This window comes from Streptomyces sp. NPDC002838 (genome assembly GCF_040295365.1).
Classification (GTDB): domain Bacteria; phylum Actinomycetota; class Actinomycetes; order Streptomycetales; family Streptomycetaceae; genus Streptomyces.
The window spans coordinates 13,814-33,961 of record NZ_JBEOVF010000037.1 but is presented as its reverse complement, the minus strand read 5'-3'; the positions used below and the strand labels follow the sequence as shown (position 1 = coordinate 33,961).

General features: G+C 71.1%; 17 protein-coding genes. 9 read left to right on the top strand and 8 right to left on the bottom strand.

Going from position 1 to position 20,148, the window contains the following annotated elements:
- Both ABT063_RS35740 and ABT063_RS35735 read right to left on the bottom strand, forming a co-directional pair.
- Positions 1–1,401, bottom strand: coding sequence for a HAMP domain-containing sensor histidine kinase (locus ABT063_RS35740; RefSeq protein ID WP_351064316.1), 1,401 nt, complete (start codon positions 1,399–1,401; stop codon positions 1–3).
- The gene (locus ABT063_RS35735; RefSeq protein ID WP_351064315.1) at positions 1,398–2,099 is read right to left on the bottom strand and encodes a response regulator transcription factor; all 702 of its coding nucleotides are present in this window, start codon (positions 2,097–2,099) and stop codon (positions 1,398–1,400) included. Before ABT063_RS35735 ends, ABT063_RS35740 begins: the two co-directional genes overlap by 4 nt.
- Positions 2,100–2,341: 242 nt before the next feature.
- Between ABT063_RS35735 and ABT063_RS35730 the strand changes: the two genes are divergently transcribed.
- The 4 genes from ABT063_RS35730 to ABT063_RS35715 all read left to right on the top strand — a co-directional run bounded on the left by ABT063_RS35730 (position 2,342) and on the right by ABT063_RS35715 (position 6,995).
- The gene (locus tag ABT063_RS35730) at positions 2,342–3,619 is read left to right on the top strand and encodes an aspartate kinase (RefSeq protein WP_351064313.1); all 1,278 of its coding nucleotides are present in this window, start codon (positions 2,342–2,344) and stop codon (positions 3,617–3,619) included.
- Positions 3,619–4,740: an aspartate-semialdehyde dehydrogenase gene (locus ABT063_RS35725; RefSeq protein ID WP_502990946.1), complete on the top strand. Its 1,122-nt coding sequence runs from the start codon at positions 3,619–3,621 to the stop codon at positions 4,738–4,740. The genes ABT063_RS35730 and ABT063_RS35725 overlap by 1 nt, the downstream gene beginning before the upstream one ends.
- Before the next feature lie 492 nt (positions 4,741–5,232).
- Positions 5,233–5,808: a SigE family RNA polymerase sigma factor gene (locus tag ABT063_RS35720; protein WP_351064309.1), complete on the top strand. Its 576-nt coding sequence runs from the start codon at positions 5,233–5,235 to the stop codon at positions 5,806–5,808.
- 128 nt (positions 5,809–5,936) lie between these two features.
- Positions 5,937–6,995 (top strand): hypothetical protein, encoded by a 1,059-nt coding sequence (locus ABT063_RS35715; RefSeq protein ID WP_351064307.1) that lies wholly within the window; start codon positions 5,937–5,939, stop codon positions 6,993–6,995.
- Between the two features lie 48 nt (positions 6,996–7,043).
- Here ABT063_RS35715 and ABT063_RS35710 read toward each other — a convergent pair whose 3' ends face one another.
- A complete protein-coding gene (locus ABT063_RS35710) occupies positions 7,044–7,838 on the bottom strand; it encodes an SURF1 family protein (protein ID WP_351064305.1) in 795 nt (264 codons plus the stop codon).
- 44 nt (positions 7,839–7,882) lie between these two features.
- Positions 7,883–8,254 carry a nuclear transport factor 2 family protein gene (locus tag ABT063_RS35705; RefSeq protein ID WP_351064303.1) on the bottom strand — a complete coding sequence of 124 codons (372 nt, stop codon included), beginning with the start codon at positions 8,252–8,254 and terminating at the stop codon, positions 7,883–7,885.
- A gap of 141 nt (positions 8,255–8,395) precedes the next feature.
- On the opposite strand from ABT063_RS35705, the gene ABT063_RS35700 reads away from it, so the two are divergent.
- Complete coding sequence (locus ABT063_RS35700; RefSeq protein WP_351064301.1) at positions 8,396–10,222, top strand: S9 family peptidase; 1,827 nt, start codon at positions 8,396–8,398, stop codon at positions 10,220–10,222.
- A gap of 99 nt (positions 10,223–10,321) precedes the next feature.
- Here ABT063_RS35700 and ABT063_RS35695 read toward each other — a convergent pair whose 3' ends face one another.
- Positions 10,322–12,247, bottom strand: a complete 1,926-nt coding sequence (locus ABT063_RS35695) for an NAD-binding protein (RefSeq protein ID WP_351064427.1) — start codon at positions 12,245–12,247, stop codon at positions 10,322–10,324.
- Positions 12,248–12,470: 223 nt separating this feature from the next.
- Here ABT063_RS35695 and ABT063_RS35690 point away from each other — a divergent pair, with 223 nt between their 5' ends.
- Together ABT063_RS35690 and ABT063_RS35685 are read left to right on the top strand one after the other, a co-directional pair.
- Complete coding sequence (locus tag ABT063_RS35690; RefSeq protein ID WP_351064300.1) at positions 12,471–13,490, top strand: permease; 1,020 nt, start codon at positions 12,471–12,473, stop codon at positions 13,488–13,490.
- A complete protein-coding gene (locus ABT063_RS35685) occupies positions 13,487–14,221 on the top strand; it encodes a TIGR03943 family putative permease subunit (protein WP_351064299.1) in 735 nt (244 codons plus the stop codon). The genes ABT063_RS35690 and ABT063_RS35685 overlap by 4 nt, the downstream gene beginning before the upstream one ends.
- A 176-nt stretch (positions 14,222–14,397) precedes the next feature.
- Here the strand turns inward: ABT063_RS35685 and ABT063_RS35680 are convergent, their stop codons facing one another.
- Entirely contained in the window at positions 14,398–15,822 is a 1,425-nt protein-coding gene (locus tag ABT063_RS35680) for a serine/threonine-protein kinase (protein WP_351064297.1), read from the bottom strand.
- Positions 15,823–15,976: 154 nt separating this feature from the next.
- The gene (locus ABT063_RS35675) at positions 15,977–16,924 is read right to left on the bottom strand and encodes a LysR family transcriptional regulator (protein ID WP_502990945.1); all 948 of its coding nucleotides are present in this window, start codon (positions 16,922–16,924) and stop codon (positions 15,977–15,979) included.
- A gap of 135 nt (positions 16,925–17,059) precedes the next feature.
- Here ABT063_RS35675 and ABT063_RS35670 point away from each other — a divergent pair, with 135 nt between their 5' ends.
- Positions 17,060–17,755: a type 1 glutamine amidotransferase domain-containing protein gene (locus ABT063_RS35670; RefSeq protein ID WP_351064295.1), complete on the top strand. Its 696-nt coding sequence runs from the start codon at positions 17,060–17,062 to the stop codon at positions 17,753–17,755.
- An 89-nt stretch (positions 17,756–17,844) separates the two neighbouring features.
- Positions 17,845–19,056 (top strand): amidohydrolase family protein, encoded by a 1,212-nt coding sequence (locus ABT063_RS35665; RefSeq protein WP_351064293.1) that lies wholly within the window; start codon positions 17,845–17,847, stop codon positions 19,054–19,056.
- Between the two features lie 241 nt (positions 19,057–19,297).
- Here the strand turns inward: ABT063_RS35665 and ABT063_RS35660 are convergent, their stop codons facing one another.
- On the bottom strand, positions 19,298–20,056 hold the full coding sequence (locus ABT063_RS35660) for a glycosyltransferase family 2 protein (RefSeq protein WP_351064291.1): 759 nt from the start codon (positions 20,054–20,056) through the stop codon (positions 19,298–19,300).
- Positions 20,057–20,148 lie beyond the last annotated feature (92 nt).

The window sequence follows — 20,148 nt, the reverse complement described above, 5'->3', positions numbered from 1 at the left end:
TCAGCCCCCGGCCCCCCGCGGCGCGGCCCGCAGGGTGATCGTCACCTTCAGCCCGCCCCCGGGCGCGTCCCCGAGCGCCACGGTCCCGCCGTCGTCCGTCACCAGCTGCTTGACGACGGCGAGACCGAGCCCGGAGCCGGAGCGTCCGGTCAGGCCCTGGCCGCGCCAGAAGCGGTCGAAGGCGCGGGACTTCTCGGCATCCGACATGCCGGGTCCCTCGTCGAGAACCGACAGCACCCCCTCGTCGCCCCGCGACTCCATCCGGACCGTGATCGTGCCGCCGTCCGGTGACACCTCCAGGGCGTTCGAGAGCACGTTGTCCAGCACCTGGTCCAGGTGACCGGGGCTGGCCAGCACAAGCAGCCGGCCGTCGATACTCCCCCTGAGCGCGATGGTGACTCCGCGCTCGTCGGCGGCCGGCCTCCACACCGCCAGACGCTCGTCCACGATGTCCCGCAGCGACAGCGGCTCCGCGGCCGTCACCTTCGCCTCGGCCCGCGCCAGCACCAGCAGCCCGTTGACCAGCCGGCTCATCCGGACCACCTCGGCGGTCGCCTGCTCGACGTCCTCCCGTACGAACTCGTCGTCCATCCCGTCCGCGATGTTGTCCAGAGACAGCCGCAACGCCGTGAGAGGAGTCCGGAGCTGATGGGAGGCGTCCGCGACGAAGATGCGCTGCGAGGCGATCAGGGTGTCCAGGCGCTCGCCGGCCTGGTTGAGCGTGCGGGCCAGCGTCTGCGTCTCGGTCGGACCCGTCACCGCCGACCGCGCGGTCAGGTCGCCGTCGCTGAACTTGCTCGCCATCTCGTTGAGCTGGCGCAGGGGAGCGGTGATCCGGCGGGCGGCGAACGAGCCGATCGCGACCGCGGCGCCCAGCACGGCGACGGCCAGCCCGGCCCGGAAGCCCCAGATGGTCCACAGCCGGTTCGTGAGGTCCTTGGTCGAGTACTCGATCCGTACGGCGCCCACGACCGGGCCCTTGCCCGCACCCTCCGCCGTCGTCTGGCGGCCGGGAACCGTGATCACCAGGTGCCGGCCCCAGATGAAGTCGGAGCCCCAGTCGATCGCCTCGGGCTTGTTCTTCCGCAGGACGTCGCTCAGATCCGCGTCCCGGGCGGGTTCGGGCAGGTCCGGCTCGCAGCCCCAGGTGGCGTCGGTGACGGTCACCTGGACCTGGCCCGGGGTCTCCTCGCTGTACGCCTCGGCCATCTCGGTCAGGGCCTGGCAGGAGGCGGGGTTGCCGTTGCCCAGCAGCAGGCCCATGGTCTTGGCCTCGCGCAGGACGGATTCCCGGGTGTCGTCGCGCAGCTGCTTGGTGAGGGTGAAGGCCACCGGGACGGTGAACAGCGCGATGGCGATGGCGACGAGCAGGATGTAGCTGCGGATGAGCTGGCGGTTCATGGCGTGTCACTACCGCCGTCGGCGCCACCGTTGACGATCTCCAGCCGGAACCCGACCCCCCGCACCGCCTCGATCGTGATCGCGCCCTTCAGCTTCCGCCGCAGCGCCGCCACGTGCACGTCCAGCGTCTTGGTCGGCCCGAACCAGTTCGCGTCCCAGACCGCTTCCATGATCTGCTCGCGCGACATCAGCGCGCCGGGCTCCTCGGTGAGGAAGGCCAGCAGGTCGTACTCCTTGGGCGCCAGCGCGACCTCCTCGCCGTCCAGGCGGACGCGGGCGGCCTTGCGGTCGATGGCCAGACGGGAGCCGTACCGTTCGACGCCGTTCTCGGCGGCATTCGTACGGGGCTGCATGCGCCGCATCACCGCTCGTATCCGCGCGATGACCTCCCGTACGCCGAACGGCTTGGAGACGTAGTCGTCGGCGCCGAGCTCCAGGCCCACCACCCGGTCCGTCTCGTCGCTGCGCGCGCTGATCACGATGATCGGCACATCGCCGCGCTCGCGCAGTGCCTTGCAGACGTCGAGGCCGTCGGTGTCGGGCAGGCCGAGGTCGAGGAGTACGACGTCGTAGGGCTCCCTGTGGGCCAGCGCGGCCGCGCCCGTGGTGACCCACTCGACCTCGAAGCCGTAGCGGGTCAGGCCACGGCGAAGGGACTGGGCGACGGGCTCATCGTCTTCCACGAGAAGTACGTGCACAGGCCGAACCTTAGTGTTTGAAACTTGATTGACAGCTCTCGCCTCTGGACCGCCTGTGACGCGCGGCACTTTCGGAGTGCCGTGGGTGCGCCCCGGGCATGTGCAGTCCGAAGCACGAGCGACCGGACATCCCGCCGACCGGACATCGCAGACCGGGACATCTCACCATGCGGTATCCCGGAAGGGAATTTCGGGCGCTCGTTAAACTGAGCCGACACACACGGACTGAGCGAGGAGCGCACGTGGGCCTTGTCGTGCAGAAGTACGGAGGCTCCTCCGTAGCCGATGCCGAAGGCATCAAGCGCGTCGCCAAGCGGATCGTGGAAGCGAAGAAGAACGGCCACCAGGTGGTCGTCGTCGTTTCCGCGATGGGCGACACGACGGACGAGCTGATCGATCTCGCCGGGCAGGTATCTCCGATGCCGGCCGGGCGTGAGTTCGACATGCTGCTGACCGCCGGAGAGCGTATCTCCATGGCGCTGCTGGCCATGGCGATCAAAAACCTGGGTCACGAGGCCCAGTCCTTCACCGGCAGCCAGGCCGGCGTCATCACCGACTCGGTCCACAACAAGGCGCGGATCATCGACGTCACGCCGGGCCGGATCAGGACGGCGCTCGACGAGGGCAACATCGCCATCGTCGCCGGGTTCCAGGGCGTCAGCCAGGACAAGAAGGACATCACCACGCTCGGTCGCGGTGGTTCCGACACGACGGCCGTGGCGCTGGCCGCCGCGCTCGACGCCGAGGTGTGCGAGATCTACACGGACGTCGACGGTGTGTTCACCGCCGACCCGCGTGTGGTGAAGAAGGCCCGGAAGATCGACTGGATCTCGTTCGAGGACATGCTCGAACTGGCCAGCTCCGGGTCGAAGGTGCTGCTCCACCGCTGTGTGGAGTACGCCCGCCGGTACAACATCCCGATCCACGTCCGCTCCTCCTTCAGTGGGCTCCAGGGCACGTGGGTCAGCAGCGAGCCGATTGAGCAAGGGGAGCAGAAGGTGGAGCAGGCCATCATCTCCGGTGTCGCGCACGACACCTCGGAGGCCAAGATCACGGTCGTCGGCGTGCCCGACAAGCCGGGCGAGGCCGCCTCCATCTTCCGTACGATCGCCGATGCCGAGATCAACCTCGACATGGTCGTGCAGAACGTGTCCGCCGCCTCCACCGGGCTGACGGACATCTCCTTCACGCTGCCGAAGACCGAGGGCCGCAAGGCCATCGACGCGCTGGAGCGGAACAAGCACGGCATCGGCTTCGAATCGCTGCGCTACGACGACCAGATCGGGAAGATCTCGCTGGTCGGCGCGGGGATGAAGACCAACCCGGGTGTCACGGCCTCGTTCTTCGAGGCGCTGAGCGACGCGGGCGTGAACATCGAGCTGATCTCGACCTCCGAGATCCGCATCTCGGTCGTCACCCGTGCCGACGACGTGCCCGAGGCCGTCCGTGCCGTGCACACCGCCTTCGGGCTCGACTCCGACAGCGACGAGGCCGTCGTCTACGGAGGCACCGGCCGCTGATGGTCGACACGGAGCGGACCGGTCGGTCCGATCGGTCCTCCCCCACTCTCGGCTCCGCTCGAGCGGGGGGACCCCCAAGGCCGACGCTCGCGGTCGTGGGTGCGACCGGAGCCGTCGGCACGGTCATGCTCCAGATCCTGTCCCAGCACGCGGACATCTGGGGCGAGATCCGTCTGATCGCCTCACCGCGCTCGGCCGGCCGCAAGCTGGCCGTGCGCGGCGAGGAGGTCGAGGTCGTGGCCCTGTCGGAGGACGCCTTCGACGGGGTCGACGTCGCCATGTTCGACGTACCGGACGAGATCGCCGCGCACTGGGCGCCGATCGCCGCCGCCAAGGGCGCGGTGGTCGTGGACAACTCGGCCGCCTTCCGGATGGACCCGGACGTGCCCCTGGTCGTCCCCGAGGTCAATCCGCACGCGGCGCGGCTGCGTCCGCGCGGAATCATCGCCAACCCCAACTGCACGACCCTCTCCATGATCGTGGCGCTCGGCGCGCTGCACGCCGAGTTCGGGCTGCGTGAGCTGGTCGTCTCCTCCTACCAGGCGGTGAGCGGGGCCGGGCAGGCCGGGGTGGAGACGCTGCGGCAGCAGATGTCCCTCGTCGCCGGTACGGAACTGGGGACCAGCCCCGGTGACGTGCGGCGGGCCGTCGGGGACAACACCGGGCCGTTCCCGGAGCCGGTCGCGCTGAACGTCGTACCGTGGGCCGGATCCCTCAGGGAGGACGGCTGGTCGTCGGAGGAGATGAAGGTGCGGGACGAGTCCCGCAAGATCCTCGGACTGCCCAGGCTGCCGGTCGCGGTGACCTGTGTAAGGGTGCCGGTGATCACCACGCACTCACTCACCGTCCACGCCCGTTTCGAGGGCGAGGTCACCGTCGGTAAGGCGCGTGAGATCCTCGCCACAGCGCCCGGGGTCGTCCTCTTCGACGATCCCGAAGCCGGGGAGTTCCCCACGCCCGCCGACGTCGTGGGCACCGACCCGACGTGGGTCGGTCGGGTGCGGCGGGCCCTCGATGATCCAACCGCCCTTGAGCTGTTCGTATGCGGGGACAACCTGCGCAAGGGCTCCGCGCTCAACACCGCGCAGATCGCGGAACTGGTGGCGGCGGACTTCGAGTGACGCTGAGGCGGTTTCCGACGCTGAGTGTGGTGTGACACGTGCGGCTAGGGGTTACCACCGGAAAAGCCCTGGCCGAAAGCGCATACTTTTGTAGGATCTGTGTAAGACGTGTGATCCGGATGCTGGTCTGGACCACTTGGACCGAGCCGCCTCGGCATCCGAAGATTTGGCTCCCCGCCCTCCGCAACCGCGCGGAGGGCGGGGAGCGTCTTTGCGGACGCCCTTCGGGGGCGCGGGGACAGCTTCACGGGGCGTGGGGACGCCCTGATCATTCAGGACACAGGGGAAGAGCGGGTAGGGCATGAGGGCGTTCGACGCACTGTCAGTTGTGCTGCCTGACACAAGACGGTCGGTCGCGTACAACCCTGACGGGGGTAAGCGTGTCCAACTGGCGTGGCTGAGGTACTCGACTTCCCTGCGGCGAGGCGCGGCACGGCCCTACGGCCGCCCCGCCCGTCCCTACGACCCCGCATGCCCGGTACGTCCGGTGGCATGCCGGTGATCGCGCCCGTGCCCGCAGCGCGGCCCGCCCGCATACCGAATCAGCGCGACGGTGCCGACGACACGGTGGCGGCCGGAACCACCGTCGACCACCTCACCGAGACCTACCGCGCCCACTACCGCTCACTGCTGGGGCTCGCGGCGCTCCTCCTCGACGACACGGCCTCCTGCGAGGACGTCGTCCAGGAGGCGTTCATCCGCGTCCACTCCGCGCGCAAGCGGGTCCGTGACCCGGAGAAGACGCTCGCGTACCTGCGTCAGACGGTCGTCAACCTCTCCCGCTCGGCCCTGCGCCGCCGGATACTCGGCCTGAAGCTGCTGTCCAAGCCGATGCCCGACATGGCGAGCGCCGAGGAGGGTGCCTACGACCAGCTGGAGCGCGACTCCCTGATCAAGGCGATGAAGGGTCTGCAGCGCCGCCAGCGCGAGGTCCTGGTCCTGCGCTACTTCGCGGACATGACCGAGGCGCAGGTCGCCGAGACGCTCGGGATATCGCTGGGCTCCGTCAAGGCGTACGGCTCGCGGGGCATCGCGGCCCTGCGGGTCGCCATGGAGGAGCCTGCATGAGTGGTGAACAGGACGGGCGGGACGCGCGGCGTCATCTGCGCGTCCCCCGTGAGCCCTATGAATGGCGTGAGCCGACAGAGTCGTCGGGCAAGCAAACGCCGAAGCAATCGCACGCTGGGAACGGAACTGTGAACCACGGCCCCGACGACCAGAGCTCCACGGGGCTCGACTCGGACGAGCTGGCACTGCGCAGGCTGCTGCACCAGGCTGTCCAGGAGATCGAGCCGCGCGACGGCACGCTGGACCACCTGCGCAAGGCGGTGCCCGCCCGGCGGACCCGCAAGCGGCAGGCCGTCGTCGGCATGGCGGCCGCGGCCCTCTTCATCGGCACCGCAGTCCCGGCCCTCGTGCACGTCTCCAACTCCACCGGCACCAACGCCAACCCGTCCGTGGCCGGGCACTACTCGCAGGCACAGGGCGGCTCCGGGGAGGGCAAGGCCCCGGACGGCAGCGAGAGCAGCTCGGGCACCTCCTCGGGCAAGACCGAGGACAAGGGCAAGGGCGAGCAGAAGGAAGAGGACAAGGGCAAGGGCTCCGAGAGCGACAAGGGATCGAGTGCCGGCACGAACCCCTCCACGCCCAGTGTCACGGGCGTTCCGGTGTGTGCGGCCGCCCAGCTGAGCCCGGGCGAGTCGACCACCGACGTCCCCGACTCCGCCGGCACGGTCTACGGCACCTTCCGCTACACCAACACCTCCGCCTCCGACTGCACGGTCAGCGGCCCGGGCACGATCATGCCGACCCCGGCGGGCGCGGCGGACGCCACCAAGATCAGCACGGTCCGGCACACGTCCGGGGACGCGGCGGCCGGGCTGCCCGACCCGTCCCTCGAGGTCACCTCGCTGCTGCTGAAGCCGGGCTCCTCCTACGACGTGAAGTTCGCCTGGGTGCCCTCGGAGACCTGCCCCAAGACCGGCGGCGACACCACCGGCGGTGACACGGGCAACCCCACGCCCGACCCGACGCCCACGGCCAACCCCGACACGACCACGGGCACCTCCACCGGCGGCGACACCGGCACGTCCACCCAGCTGATGACGGCGGACGGCGGCACGGCGGACGGCAGCGTCACCATCACGAACACGGCGGAGTCCGGGGCACCGACGACGTCGCTGACGGTGTCGAATGCCTGTGCGGGGACGATTTACTGGACGGGTGTGCTGCCGACGTCGACGTCAGCCGCGTAGCCGGCGGGCAGTCGTGCGCGCGACCCGCCCGTCAGCACCAGCCCCGGCTCACTTGACGCCGGCGTCCACCGCGACGGGCTCCTCGTCCGGCACCAGGCCGAGCTCCGCATCCCGCACGAACTCCACCTCACGCCGCAGCAGCCGGAACCACATGAACACCACGAACCCGGCGAACACGAACCACTCCCCGGTATAACCGAGGTTCTGGAACGCCTTCAGGTCCAGCCCGGTGTCCGGGGGCGCGGCGGCCGGCACGGCCTTCATCCCGGAGTCGCCCTTGTCCAGCGTGACCCAGGCGTCGTACACGTCGTACGGCACGAGGTTCACCAGTGATGCCGCACTGATCGCCGCCGTCTGCCCCGCCGGCAGCCCGCCCTGCGCACTGACCCCGTTGTCCCCGGGCGTCTCGGACGCCTGCAGCGCCCCGGTGACGGTGACCTCGCCGCGCGGAGCGGCCGGCACCTTGGCCGGGTCGGGATCGCCGGGCAGCCAGCCCCGCACGACGGGCAGGGCCTTGCCCGCGTCGGTCCGCAGCATGGACAGGACGTAATAGCCCTCCCTGCCGTCCAGTTCCCGGTCCGGAACGAGCAGCTGCCGGTCGTAGCGCCCGATCGCGGTGGCCTGCCTGCCGGAGGTGGCCTTGTCCACGGGGAGCAGCTCGGCCAGTGGACGGGCGGCCTCCCGCTCGTTGGCCTCGGCCTGGGCACCCGCGTTGCGATGGCCCTCCACCCGCTCCTCGAACCGGCTCAGCTGCCACGACCCCATGAAGACGCAGAACGGGATGGCGAGCAGCACGAAGACGTTGATCCCCCACCAACGGGGCGTCAGCAGAAACCGGTACACGCCCTCCACGGTACGGGGCTCCTGTGGAGAGCCCGGCCGCGGGGTCAGCGCTCGACGAGGTGCTCCCGGCCCGCGGGCGGCTCGTACGGCTCCGGCCAGAAGTCGGTCATGGTGGATATACGGCCGCTGTCGTCTCCGGTGAAGAACGAGATGCCGTACATCTCCTCCCTGCCCACCGTGAAATGAATCCAGCTGACCACCTGCCCCGGCTCGGCGACGATCCGCTCGATCCGCAGATGCCAGTCACCCGGATACTCCCGGTTGAACTGTACGAACCGCTCACGCCCGCTGATCCGCTCCCGCGTCTGCGGCAGCGTGTACACAACGCCCTCAGCCAGCGTCCCCGCGAACGCGTCCCAGTCCCGGGCCTCCAAAGCGGCCCAGAAGGTCTCGACTGTCTTGCGCAGATCCGTCATGCCCACAAGTCTGCACTTCGCCACTGACAATCGGTCCTCGTCATCAGTCCTTGTAAGAGGATCGGAAGAGCCCGGTCGAAGTTGTCCACAGGCTGAGGAGGCGACCAGCGGATTGTCGGTCGGGGCAGGCAGTATGGGGCCATGATTGAGACCAACGGGTCCGCCGCGGCTGAGCGGAACGACGAGGAGACGCCGGACTGGGAGAAGCGCTTCCGGGCACCCCGGGTGTCCCTGCCCGACTGGGCGGAGGACGCCCCCGACCGGTCGCTGTTCGTATCGAACGCCACCGGCACATACGAGCTGTATGCCTGGGACCGTTCGACGGGCGAGCAACGCCAGGTCACCGACCGGCCGAACGGCACGACGGACGGCGTGCTCTCCCCGGACGGCCAGTGGGTGTGGTGGTTCGACGACAAGGACGGCGACGAGTTCGGTGTCTGGCGGCGACAGCCCTTCGGCGGTGGGCACGACGAGCTCGCCACGCCCGGGCTGGAGCCGTCGTATCCGGCGGGACTCGCCCTCGGCCGGGACGGTCGTACGGCGGTCGTGGGCCGCTCCACCGACGAGGACGGCACGACGGTCCACGTCTCCCGCCTCGGCGAGGATCCGGTGGAGATCTACCGTCACCGCGAGTCGGCCGGCGTCGGTGACCTCTCCCACGACGGCTCGCTGATCGCCATCGAGCACACCGAGCACGGCGACGCGATGCACTCGGCGCTGCGCGTCCTGCGCCCCGACGGCACGACGGTCGCCGAACTCGACGACACCAAGGAGGGCACGGAGGAACTGGGCCTGGAGGTGCTCGGCTTCGCGCCCGTCGACGGCGACAGCCGGCTCCTCATCGGGCATCAGCGGCGCGGCCGCTGGGAGCCCCTGGTGTGGGACGTGGCCTCCGGCGAGGAGACCGACCTCGCCCTGGAGCTGCCCGGCGATGTGAGTGCCGAGTGGTATCCGGACGGCAGCGGGCTGCTGATCGCGCACAGTTTCGAGGCCCGCAGCGAGCTCTTCCGGTACGACCTGGCCAACCGTGAGCTGGTCGAGGTCCCGACCCCCGCCGGCACGGTGTCCGGGGCGACGGCCCGCCCCGACGGCAGCGTGGAGTACCTGTGGTCCTCCGCCGCCGAGCCGTCCACCGTCCGCTCCACGACCGGCAGGGTCGTCCTCGACCCGCCCGGCATGAGGTCTCCGGGGTCCGTCCCCGTGGAGGACGTGTGGGTGGAGGGTCCCGGCGGCCGTATCCACGCCCTGGTCCAGAAGCCGGCGGGCGCGACCGGCCCGCTCCCGACGGTCTTCGACATCCACGGCGGTCCCACCTGGCACGACAGCGACTCCTTCGCGGCGGGCCCGGCGGCCTGGGTCGACCACGGGTACGCGGTCGTCCGCGTCAACTACCGCGGCTCCACGGGATACGGCCGCGCCTGGACGGACGCGCTCAAGCACCGGGTCGGTCTGATCGAGCTCGAGGACATCGCGGCGGTCCGGGAATGGGCGGTCGCCTCAGGACTGGCGGACCCCGCCCGCCTCATCCTCACCGGCGGTTCCTGGGGCGGCTACCTCACCCTCCTCGGCCTCGGCACCCAGCCGGACGCGTGGACCCTGGGCATCGCGGCGGTCCCGGTCGCCGACTACGTCACGGCGTACCACGACGAGATGGAAGCCCTGAAGGCCATGGACCGCACCCTGCTGGGCGGCACCCCGGAGGAGGTCCCCGAGCGCTTCGAGGCGTCCTCCCCCCTGACCTACGTCGACCAGGTCAAGGCCCCCGTCTACATCTCGGCCGGCGTCAACGACCCCCGCTGCCCCATCCGCCAGATCGACAACTACGTCAAGCGCCTGGAGACGAGAGGGGCGGTACACGAGGTCTACCGCTACGACGCGGGGCACGGTTCGCTGGTGGTGGACGAGCGGATCAAGCAGGTGAGACTGGAACTGGACTTCGCGGCGAGGCATTTGCCGAGCCGGCGCTGAGGCGAGGCCCGCTTCTGGCCGACCGAGTCGGGTGGTGGGCAGGCATAGGCCGGGGTTGTAGGGGCGGAGCCCCCTGGCGGGGTGGTAGGGGCGGAGCCCCTACGTCCCGGCCCGCTCCCGCCGAGCCCGCCTCCCCAGCAACTCCGCCAACCCCCTCCGCGTAGCCGCCAACACCACCCGATCCGCCCCCCGCAGCACATACGTATCCGGCAGATCCCACACCAGCCCAGAACCCCCCGCCGCCCGCACGTCCTCATACGCCTCTTCCACAGTCGCCTCCTCCCGCTGACCACCGGAGGCACCCGTGTCCAGCGCCAACACCCGCCAAGACCCCGCCCGAAACGCCTCCCCGACCGTCTTCCCCTCCAACTGCGGATGCCCGCCCACCTCCAGCGCCGCGAACAACAGGACCCGCCGCTCGACCGGAATCGCCCCCAGGATCTGCCGCCCCATCATCGCCCCGGCGAAGGCGGGCGCCGCCAGATACGACACACTGCGGCTCCGCGTGGAGGCACCCGGATTCGCCGTCCGCAACGTCCGGTACACCGCGGTCGCGAAGTCGTCGTCGTACAACCGAAGAACCACCCGCAGATCCGGCCGCACGGACCGCGCGTACAGCACGGCCTCCAGATTCGTCGTGTCCGCGCTCGTCACCGCGAGCAGAGTGCGCGCTCGGTTGATCTTGGCGGACTCCAGGACACCCTCCTGGGTGACGTCGCCGAGCACGACCGGCACCCGCAGCCGCCGTGCCAGGGCGATCCCGCGGGCCTCGGGGTCGGCCTCGACGCAGACCACGGGGATGTGCAGTTCGTGCAGCCGGGCCAGCACACGCGTGCCGATCTTGCCGAGTCCGAGCAGCACGACGTGGCCGCCGAGCCCGCGCGGCGGCTTGCGCAGCGCGGAGGCGCTCCGGAAGGTGCCGAGCGCCTCCAGCACCGCGGCCAGCAGTACCGGAAGGAGCAGCAACCCGACCAGACCGGAGAGGAGTTGGAGGATTTGTCGGCCGGCGGGGTCTCCGATCGCGGGGTCGTTGATGGCGAACAGATCGAGCAGCGTCAGGTAGGTCGCGTGCAGCGGATGGTCCCCGGTGACCAGCGACAACGCGACCGCGAGCGCGATCACACAGCCCGCGAGCCCGGCCAGCGACCACCGCAGCCGCCGCGAGAACAGCGAGGCGAACGACGGGACGACACCACGACCACGCCCTGCGGGAAGCGTCGGCCCGGAGTACGACACCTGCTCCAGGACGACGGTGCCGCGCCCGGTGGCGTCCCGAACCGTCGCCGCGTCCGGCAGCAGCAGCGGACCCTGCTCCCCGCCGGACTCGGAACCGTCCGCGCCGGCCGGGTCGTTGCCCGAGGCGGACAGCAGCGCCAGTGTGGCCAGCCCCGGATCGGCCGCGGCCCCGGGCCGTGGCGCCGGCCGTTCCACCGCGCGCAGCAGCAGCCCGTCGGTCTGGACGACCTTGCTGGTGCCGACGAGGGCGGAGGCGGCCAGTGCGGGGGCGGCCGTGTCGGCGTCGGACAGGACGGTCGTGGAGGCGTCGAACACGGCGGCGGGTCCCGTGATGCCGCCGGCCGCCAACGCCGCGGCCTGATCGAGGAGTTCCTCTATGTGCTGCCCCAACCGCCGGTTGTACAGCCGCAGGACGAGCCGCAGCCGGGGGTTGAGGCGGCGGGCGGTGAGGGCGGCGCGGATGTTGGTCTCGTCGTCGTCGTACACGAGCGCGAGCGCGGCGGCCCGGTCCACGCCCGCGTCGGCGAGGACGGACTCGGTCGGCTCGGCGGCCTCCACCACCCGCTCCGTACCGCCGGGCGGATCCGAAGTGCCATTGATCCCGGCCCGGTTGACGGCCGCGCTCATCACCCGGTCGAGCAGCGCGGACGCCGCCCGGGCCCGGCCCACCACCGGCAGCCGTACGGTGCGCTCGGAGGGCGGCACGACGAGCGTGACCTGCTCGCCGTACACACCGCGCAGTTCGGTGGCCAGCCGGTGCGCGAGTCCGTCGTCGCCGCACACCACCATGTGTACGGCCGTGTCACCCGGCGAACTCTGATGCGGAACGCTTGCCACGAGGGGAAAGACTGCCTTACCGAGACGGGTGGTTCCACCGTGCGATCGATCGGATGCCCGTCGGATTTGATCGCATGCCCGCCCCGTTTGAACGGCGACGCCCTTCCCGCCGTACTGAAGGGGAGGCGATCCAGCGAAACCAGCGCCCTGCCGCACCACCGGAGGTACCCCGCCCGTGGCCATCACCAAAGCAGCCCCGCAGGAGACGGGGGAGGACCCGGGCCGCTCGGGGCGGGAGGCGGAGGCGCGGCGGCTCAACTCCCCGCTCGTCCTGACCCTGGTGCTGATCCTGGGTGTGCTGGCGCAGGACCCGATCCGGGGGGCGCTCGGCGCGCCGGTGATGCAGAGCTGGATGACGGTGTTCGTCGCGGTCATGGTGCAGGCGCTGCCCTTCCTGGTACTGGGCGTGCTGCTGTCGGCGGCCATCGCGGTGTTCGTGCCGCCGTCGTTCTTCGCGCGGGCGCTGCCGAAGCGGCCCGCCCTGGCGGTGCCGGTGGCCGGGGCGGCGGGCGCGGTGCTGCCCGGCTGCGAGTGCGCGTCCGTGCCCGTGGCGGGGGCGCTGGTGCGGCGGGGCGTCACCCCGGCCGCGGCGCTCGCGTTCCTGCTCTCCGCGCCGGCGATCAACCCGATCGTGCTGACGGCGACGGCCGTCGCCTTCCCCGGCAACCCCGAGATGGTCCTCGCCCGTTTCGTCGCGAGCCTGCTGGTGGCGTGCGCGATGGGCTGGCTGTGGCAGCGGCTCGGCCGCGCCGACTGGCTGCGCCCGCCGGCCCGTGCGTCGTACGACGGTCAGGGCAGGGGGGCCGCCTTCTGGGGCTCGGTCCGGCATGACGTGATGCACGCGGGCGGCTTCCTGGTCGTCGGCGCGATGGCCGCCGCGACGCTGAAGGCGGTGGTGCCGGAGGGCTGGATGCGTACGGCGGCCGACCATCCGGTCGTATCGGTGCTGGCGCTGGCGATCCTGGCCGTGCTGCTGTCGATCTGCTCGGAGGCGGACGCGTTCGTGGCGGCGTCACTGTCGCAGTTCTCGCTGACCGCGCGGCTGGCCTTCCTGGTCGTGGGCCCGATGGTCGACCTGAAGCTGTTCGCGATGCAGGCGGGGACGTTCGGGCGCGGCTTCGCCGTGCGTTTCGCGCCCGCCACCTTCGTCCTCGCCGTCGCGGTGTCGGTGCTGACCGGGTCGGTGCTGCTGTGAACCGGCAGGCACAGGCGGCGGTGCTCTTCCTGCTCGGCGCGGCCCTGCTGCACGCGGGCCTCACCGACCTCTATCTGCGGTACGTCAAGGCCGGTCTGCGTCCCCTGGTGCTGGCCGCCGGTGTCGTACTGATCGCCACGGCGCTGGCGACGGCTTGGTACGAGTGGCGGAAGAAGAACCATGAGGACGAGCGAGGGGACGAGCATGGGGAGGGGCACTTCCACCGCGAACCCCGCGTCTCCTGGCTGCTCGTCCTGCCCCTCCTCGCGCTCATCCTGGTAGCCCCGCCGGCCCTCGGCTCCTACAGCGCCCTGCGCACCGGCACGGCCCTGCAACAGCCGTACGGCTACGCGGACCTGCCCGCCGACGGCCCGCTGCGTCTCAACCTGGTCGACTACGCCGGCCGCGCGGTCTACGACGACGGGCGGTCCCTGCGCGACCGGCAGATCAAGGTCACCGGCTTCGTGGCCCTGGACCGTGCCGGAACGCCGTACCTGGTCCGCATGGCCCTCAACTGCTGTGCCGCGGACGCCCAGCCGGTCAAGGTCGGTCTGAGCGGCCGCATCCCACCGGTCCTGCGACCGGACACCTGGCTGGAGGTCACCGGCACCTACACCGCCCGGACGGCCAAGGACCCGGTCAACAACGGCCCGATCCCGTTCCTCGAGGTCAGCAGCGCCGAACCGGTGCCGGCGCCCAAGGATCCGTACGACGAGACATGGAACAACTGACCGATATCTTACGGCCTCAACCGACCGTCAGGCCGGGGCTGTTGCACCGCGTTGACCGCTCCCTCAACTCCTGGCTCGTCTCACTCGTGCGACGTGCGGTCGAGGACGGTGGACGCCCGAGCCGGTGCCGTTCCAGGCGCCTGTGCGGAGTTGACTGCTGCCCGGCCGTCTCGTCCTCAGTCGTCTCCCTCGTCGTCCTCGTCGTCTCCCTGACGCGTGTCGGGGGCCTTTTCGCGCTGCTTCTCCTCCGCCTTCTCCTCCTTGGTGGGGGTGAGAGTGGCGGTGGGGAGCGACGGGCTGGGTGAGGATTCGGGGGCTGAAGGGGACGGAGGGGCAGGCGGTGTTGACGGGGTGGGGGAGGTCCCGGCGAGGGGCGCCCCGGACGGAGTGGCGCTCGGCGTCGTGGCCGAGGTCGCGGCCGGGCTCGTGGTGCCCGGCGTCTCGGTCGCGGGGCTCTCCGCCGAGCTGCGGCCCGGCGAGAACCACAGCATCCCGGCGAGCATGGCGGCCAGGAAGACGACCGCCGCGGCGGCCGTTCCCACCATTTTCGGGCGATGCGTGACGAAGCCGCGGATCCCCGGTCGGGCGGGGCGTCGGGAGGCGCGGGACCGGGACGTCCGCCCGGCGGTGGAGGGCAGTGCGTAGGTGGTGGCGGGTCCGGTGTCCGAAGCGAACCTGGAGGGGTCTCCCGGAAGCGACCCGGAAGGAACGCCCGGCCCGGATGCCGAGTACGCCGCCGTCCCTGTGCCCGCGCCTCTTTCAGGCTCCGGCGCCGGCAACGGCTCGGAGCGGCCCTGCCAGGCACCGCCGCCGAACCATTCCGCGACCTGCTGGGCGGCGGGGCGGTCCTCGGGCTGCTTGGCGAGGAGGCCGAGGAGGTAGTTCTCGAAGGCGGGCGGGAGCCCGGCGACGAGCTGCCGGGGCGGCACGGGGGAGGCGTCGAGGTGCTGGTGCAGGATCGCGACCGCGGTGTCGGCCTGGTACGGCGGCTTCCCGGTCAGCAGTTGGTAGAGCACGCAGCCCAGCGCGTACACGTCCGAGGCCGGACCTGCGGGCTGGCCCAGGGCGCGTTCGGGCGCGAGGTAGAGGCTGGTGCCGACGATCTGCCCGGTGGTGGTGAGCGCGCCGGACGGGTCGTCGACGAAGCGGGCGATCCCGAAGTCACCGATCTTCAGCGTGCCGTCGGCGTCCAGCAGCAGGTTGGCGGGCTTGATGTCGCGGTGCACGATGCCCTGCTGGTGCGCGGCGGAGAGCCCGGCGGCGGCCTGGGCCGCGATCCGGGCCACCTCCTCGACGGGGAGCGGGCCGACGGTGGTGAGACGGCGGGCGAGGCTGTCGCCCTCGACCAGCTCCATCACCAGGAAGAGCCGGCCGTCGTACTCGCCGAAGTCGTAAACACCCACGACATACGGGTGGTTGAGCCGACCCGCGGTCTGCGCCTCCAGCCGGAAGCGCGAGGCGGAAGTGGGGTCGGAGCCCTGGGGCAGGAGCAGCTTGACGGCCACCGTCCTGCCGAGCGTCTCGTCGAAACCCCGCCAGACCTCGCCCATCGCGCCGCGTCCGATGGGGTCGTGCAGCCGATACCGGCCCGCGATCAGCACCTGTGTTTCATCCTCATGCCGTATGCCATAAGACGATCGACCGCCGCAGGCGCAACACGCCACGGTGACGCGGGTGATGGTGGGGGGTGCCGCAGCCGGCCCAGCCTACCGGCGCGCGCCCGTCCGGCGCTCCCCCATGGGTGGATCAACGGCTCTACCAGGTGCGTGCGGCGCGCTGAAGGCGGTCGCGGACCCGGGCGACGTCCGGGTTGCCGTCGCTGCCGGGCCGCTGGACGAGGAACAGGGTGTTGACCGGCGGTTCCTCGGGCTCGTGGAGGAGGACCAGGCGGCCGGCGGCGAGCTCGTCCTCGCACAGGTAGCGTGGCAGCACGCTGTACCCGGCGCCTGCGGCGACGGCCGCGACGACCCCGCGCAGGTCCGGCACGGTGACCGCGGCCCGGGCGGTGAGCCGTTTGCCGAAGACGGTGCGCCAGTAGCGGCGGGCGATGGGCAGGTCCTCCGCGTACGTCACGAGGGGGACGTCACCGACCGCCGCGCACGGGCCCTCGGCGGCGAGCCGCTCCTCGATGCGCCGGGCCCAGACCGGCGAGGCGATCAGCACGAACTCCTCGTCCGTGAGCGTCACCGAGGCCAGCGCGCGGCCCCGGGTGCGCCGGGTGGAGATGACCAGGTCGTGACGACCGGCCCGCAGTTCCTCCAGGAGCGGGTCCGTCAGCCCTGGCGTGACGTGAAGCTGTACGCCCTCGGCGACGAGCGGGGCCAGCGAGGGCAGCGCCCGGGTGCACAGCAGCTCCGCGGGGCCCGCGAGGTGGACGGGGACGGTACGGCGGTCCGGTCCGGTGCCCTGGTCCTCCAGGGCGGCCAGCGCGTCGAGGGGCCCGGCGAGCCGCCCGGCCAGTTCGTGCGCGAGATGCGTGGGCTCCGCGCCCTGCGGGGACCGGGTGAACAGCTCGCGCCCGGTCTGCTGCTCCAGCGCGCGGATCTGGGTCGTCACGGTGGGCTGGGACAGCCTGAGCAGAGGGGCGGCGGCGGTGAAGGAGCCGGCGCGGTAGACGGCCAGGAAGGTGCGCAGCAGGTTCAGGTCGACGTGCGGGGGGATCTCCCCGCCACCGGATGGCCGTCTGTTCACGCCGGCCAGCATAGGCGGCCCGAGCGGCCCGAGCGGGCATAGGCATAGCTATGGCGGACATCGCTTCACCAATTGGCTTCTTTATGACGGGTGCGCCTACTGTCGAGAGCACCGCCCCGAGTGACCGCCCAAGCAAGGAGACAGACCATGGCGAAGATCCTTTTCGTGATGACCGGCGCCGGCCAGTGGACCCTGGCCGACGGCAGCACGCACCCCACCGGCTTCTGGGCCGACGAGGCCGTCGTCCCGTACGAGGCCTTCAAGGCCGCCGGGCACGAGGTCACCGTCGCCACCCCCGGCGGCGTGGTCCCGCCCGTCGACGAGGGCAGCCTCGACGCCGACGCCAACGGCGGGCCGGAGCAGGCCGCGCACGTCCGGCAGGTGGTGGAGACGGCCGCGGAGTTCCGGGCGCCGATCGCGCTGACCGACGTACGCCTCGACGCGTACGACGCGGTGTACGTCCCCGGCGGCCACGGTCCCATGGAGGACCTGGCCGTGAACGCCGACTCCGGCCGCATCCTCACGCGGGCGCTGGAAGGCGGCCTGCCGGTCGGCGTGGTCTGCCACGGCCCGGCCGCGCTGCTCGCGGCGGTCAAGGAGGACGGCTCCAACGCCTTCGCGGGCTACCGCGTCACCGCCTTCACCAACACCGAGGAGCAGCTCGCCGGCAACGCGGAGAAGGCGAAGTGGCTGCTCCAGGACCGGCTGACCGAGGCGGGCCTGAAGGTCGAGGCGGGCGAGCCGTGGGCGCCGCACATCGAGGTCGACCGCAACCTCGTCACCGGCCAGAACCCGGCGTCGTCGGGCCGGTTGGCGGCGGAGCTGCTGAAGAAGCTCGCGTAATCCGAAGTGCCGCGTATTGCTGCCGGGGGACCCTCCCCCTACGCTAAATCTGATGGACCGTCAGATAAGAGAGCAGTAGGGGGCAAGGCGTGGCCAGTACCGTCAGCAGTGCGGCAGATCTCCCCAGGGTCATCAGCGTGGACGACCACGTGATCGAACCCGCGCACCTCTTCGAGACGTGGCTTCCGGCCAAGTACCGGGACAAGGGGCCGAAGCCCTTCACCGCGGGCATCGGCGAACTCGCGTACGTCGGCGGGAAGTACCGGTTCACCACGGACCCGGAGGGTCAGATCACCGACTGGTGGGAGTACGAGGGCGAGATCTTCCCGTACAAGCGCATCATCGCGGCCGTCGGCTTCTCCCGGGACGAGATGACCCTCGACGGGATCACCCGGGAGCAGATGCGGCGGGGCTGCTGGGACCCCAAGGCCCGGCTGGAGGACATGGACCTCAACCACGTGGAGGCCTCGCTCTGCTTCCCGACGTTCCCCAGGTTCTGCGGGCAGACCTTCGCGGAGGCCAAGGACAAGGAGGTCGGCCTCGCGTGCGTGCGCGCCTACAACGACTGGATGGTCGAGGAGTGGTGCGGCGACAGCGGCGGCCGGCTCATTCCGCTGTGTCTCATCCCCCTGTGGGACGTCGACCTGGCCGTCGCGGAGATCCGGCGCAACGCGGCGCGGGGCGTACGGGCGGTGACCTTCAGCGAGATTCCGACGTACCTGGGGCTGCCGTCGATCCACTGCGGCTACTGGGACCCGTTCTTCGCGGCCTGCGAGGAGACCGGCACGGTCGTGAACATGCACATCGGGTCGTCGTCCCAGATGCCGGCGGCGTCACCCGACGCGCCCCCCGCCGTCCAGGCCTCGCTGAGCTTCAACAACGCCATGGCGTCGATGATGGACTTCCTCTTCTCCGGGGTCCTGGTGAAGTTCCCGCGACTGAAGCTCGCCTACAGCGAGGGGCAGATGGGCTGGATCCCGTACGCCCTGGAGCGCGCCGACGACGTGTGGGAGGAGCACCGGGCGTGGGGCGGCGTCAAGGATCTGATTCCGGAGCCGCCCTCGACGTACTACTACCGGCAGATCTTCTGCTGCTTCTTCCGCGACAAGCACGGCATCGAGGCGATCGAGACCGTGGGCGTGGACAACGCGACCTTCGAGACCGACTACCCGCACGTCGACTCGACGTGGCCGCACACGAAGCAGGTGGCCGCCGAACACGTGGGCGGCCTCTCCGAGGAGGTGGCCTACAAGCTGCTGCGCGGCAACGCCATCCGCATGCTGGAACTGCCGTTCGACTAGGGCCTGTCTGGAAAATTCCCGTCATCCGCCCGGAGGGCGGGCCCGGCGGCGTCCGGTGCGTGCGATCGCAAGGCGCCGGAGCCCTCCTCGATGGGGGAGGAGCCACGTGGGCGGTGCGGCAACGCGGCTGGGGGTCACTCCACGCCCTTGAGGCAGGGGAGTGCGTGCCAGGCGTCGCCGGGCAGGCGGGCATTCGTCAGACAGGCCCTAGGGCAGTACGGCGCCGGCCATTGCCTGAGGCTCAGCCGGCGCCCGGGTGGTGCCACCGCAAGGACGTCAGCGCCCGTGCCCTCGCCTCCACCACGGCCATCCTCGCCCGCCGCTCGGCCGCGTCCACGTGCGCGGCCTGGCCGGTGGCCTGGCCCTCCCACTTGCGGTAGAGGAGGCCGACCTCCGCCGAGAACCAGCCGCGGCTGACGGAGTTCAGCGCCAGCAGCAGACCCGTGTCCTCGGAGGCCGGCAGCGCCATCCAGCCGCCGAGGGCGACCAGCAGATCCCGTCGTACGCAGAGGGTCGCCGGGTGGACCTGCGCGCGGAAGTCGTTCGCCGTCCAGTGGTCTAGTACGGCTCCGCGCTCGATGGGACCGTGGTCGGGATCGCCGGCGAAGCCGACCGTCGAGCCGTCCGGCAGGTGGTCGAGGACGCGTGAGGTCGCCCACCCGAGCGTGCGGTCGCCCTCGAGGGCGGCCAGGTCCCGGGCCAGCGCGCCCGGCGTGAGCTGGTCGTCGGCGTCCAGGACCTTCACGTACTCGCCCTCGGCCTGCGCGAGCGCGATCGTCCGGGCGACGCCGGGGCCGCCGGGCCGGCCCTGCCGGAAGGTCACCCGGGTGTCGTCGGGGACGTGCGGGGCGACGGCGTCCGTCCGCCCGTCCTCCTGGATCACCCAGTGCCACTCCCAGCCGACCGGCAACTCCTGGGCGGACAGCGTCTTGTAGGCGTCCTGGAGGAACGGGGCCGAGGGGGCGTGGACGGCGGTGACGATGCAGATGCGCCGGGTCATGGCCGTACTCCCCTCTCCTTGAGGACGCGGACATACAAGGGCCCGACCGCTGGCGACGGGGGATGCACCAGCGATCGGGCTGTGGCCAAGAC

What these genes read in the sequence shown, in the direction of transcription:
- ABT063_RS35700 (WP_351064301.1), top strand. Translation starts at nt 8,396, where the DNA reads ATGATTGAGACCAACGGGTCCGCCGCGGCTGAGCGGAACGACGAGGAG.
- ABT063_RS35670 (WP_351064295.1), top strand. Translation starts at nt 17,060, where the DNA reads ATGGCGAAGATCCTTTTCGTGATGACCGGCGCCGGCCAGTGGACCCTG.
- ABT063_RS35720 (WP_351064309.1), top strand. Translation starts at nt 5,233, where the DNA reads ATGCCGGTGATCGCGCCCGTGCCCGCAGCGCGGCCCGCCCGCATACCG.
- ABT063_RS35740 (WP_351064316.1), bottom strand. Translation starts at nt 1,401, where the DNA reads ATGAACCGCCAGCTCATCCGCAGCTACATCCTGCTCGTCGCCATCGCC.
- ABT063_RS35675 (WP_502990945.1), bottom strand. Translation starts at nt 16,924, where the DNA reads ATGCTGGCCGGCGTGAACAGACGGCCATCCGGTGGCGGGGAGATCCCC.
- ABT063_RS35660 (WP_351064291.1), bottom strand. Translation starts at nt 20,056, where the DNA reads ATGACCCGGCGCATCTGCATCGTCACCGCCGTCCACGCCCCCTCGGCC.
- ABT063_RS35705 (WP_351064303.1), bottom strand. Translation starts at nt 8,254, where the DNA reads ATGACGGATCTGCGCAAGACAGTCGAGACCTTCTGGGCCGCTTTGGAG.
- ABT063_RS35695 (WP_351064427.1), bottom strand. Translation starts at nt 12,247, where the DNA reads ATGGTGGTGTGCGGCGACGACGGACTCGCGCACCGGCTGGCCACCGAA.
- ABT063_RS35725 (WP_502990946.1), top strand. Translation starts at nt 3,619, where the DNA reads ATGGTCGACACGGAGCGGACCGGTCGGTCCGATCGGTCCTCCCCCACT.